Origin of the sequence: Thiorhodococcus minor, assembly GCF_010820565.1 — a bacterium.
In the GTDB taxonomy this organism is placed as follows: domain Bacteria; phylum Pseudomonadota; class Gammaproteobacteria; order Chromatiales; family Chromatiaceae; genus Thiorhodococcus; species Thiorhodococcus minor.
In genome coordinates this window covers 1-1,567 of record NZ_JAAIJQ010000240.1, presented here as the reverse complement: position 1 = coordinate 1,567, position 1,567 = coordinate 1, and the positions used below count along the sequence as shown (strand labels likewise).

General features: G+C 60.5%; 2 protein-coding genes. Both read left to right on the top strand.

Features of this window, described 5'->3' with window-relative positions:
• Window positions 1-266 precede the first annotated feature (266 nt).
• Window positions 267-455: a site-specific integrase gene (locus G3446_RS26635; protein WP_209262660.1), complete on the top strand. Its 189-nt coding sequence runs from the start codon at window positions 267-269 to the stop codon at window positions 453-455.
• Complete coding sequence (locus tag G3446_RS26630) at window positions 452-1,447, top strand: site-specific integrase (RefSeq protein ID WP_164456670.1); 996 nt, start codon at window positions 452-454, stop codon at window positions 1,445-1,447. The genes G3446_RS26635 and G3446_RS26630 overlap by 4 nt, the downstream gene beginning before the upstream one ends.
• Window positions 1,448-1,567: the final 120 nt, after the last annotated feature.

Genomic DNA, 1,567 nt, shown 5'->3' with positions numbered 1-1,567 from the left:
GAGCGTCAGGGCGACCTCTTCAACGACGATTTCGACGATCCGATCTCCTTCTGAAAGACCTCAACGCGGCGGGCCGAGACCCGCCGCAGGCCCCTGCCGCCCCCCACAACGTCCACTTCCCCCGGGGCCACCGGCCCGCCCCCGAAAAAGCGCGTTCATCACCTCACACTCGTCCACCTCCCACCATTGCTTCACCGGAGTGCCTAGGCTGGGAAGGACTCACACTCTCATCGCGAAACAATTCGAGAAACGGGCGGGGAAACAATGTGAGAGACAACAACACCTTGCTCAACTGGTATCGCGACGATCAGGACCCTGAACGGCGCCTTCCCCTGTTGTCCGCCTATCTTGGCCACGTCCACGTTAGTGATACCTATTGGTATCTGAGCAGCTGGCCGGAGTTGATGCAAGAGGCGATGAATCGACTCGAGCACCGCTGGGAGGGTCAGCTATGACCGTACCCAGCTTTGCGCCTCTGTTGGAGCGTTTTTTCACCCAGCGCTTGATGCAACAACGCCAGGTGAGTCCGCACACCATCAGCTCCTATCGCGACACCTTCCGCCAGTTGCTCAAGTTCACCCAGCAGCGGCTGCATAAGGCGCCCTCGCAGTTGATGTTCGAGGATATCGACGCCCCTTTGATCGGGGCCTTTCTCGAGCATCTGCAGCAGCATCGCCAGCTCGGCAGCCGCAGTCGTAATCTGCGCCTGACAGCGATCCGCTCCTTTTTCCGCTACGCCGCCTTTGAGCGCCCGGAGCATGCGGCGCAGATCCAGCGCGTCCTCGCCATCCCCTCTCAGCGCTTCACCCGAGCGTTGGTCGCGTTTCTCACACGTGCGCAGGTCGATGCCTTACTGAGCGCACCGGAGCGCGGCACCTGGTTCGGCCGACGCGATCACGCCTTCCTCTTGGTGTCCGTGCAGACGGGCCTGCGTCTGTCGGGAATGACCGGACTGAAACGCGAGGACATGACCCTCGGGACCGGCGCTCATCTTCGTGTGATCGGCAAGGGTCGCAAAGAACGGTGTATACCGCTCGCCAAGCCAACGGTCGCCGTCTTGAAAACCTGGTTACGCGAACCGCAACGCGGGGAGGCGAACATCGTGTTCCCGAACGCCAGAGGCGGTCGTCTTAGCCCGGATGGTGTTCAGTATCTACTCGCCAAACATTGCCTCGCAGCGGCAACCGTCTGTCCGTCGTTGAAAGACAAGCATGTCACCGTCCACTGCCTGAGACACACGATGGCGATGGACCTGCTGCAGGCGGGCGTAGAACGCTCTGTCATCGCGCTGTGGCTCGGACACGAGTCGGTGGAAACGACCCAGATCTACCTCGACGCGACACTTGCGATGAAGGAACAGGCACTCGCGAAAGCGATGCCACCGACCGGCCAACCGAGTCGCTACAAGCCAACAGATAAGCTGCTCGATTTTCTTAACGGCTTGTAGGGTCCTGAAAACTATGCCGAGTGATGGACCGGTTCCACGTGCGGGCCTTGATCATCGGTTGGTCCAAAACCGAGTATTTCGGTAGGCGATCAAGCGCCCTGAAGAGTGGCAGGAGCCCTG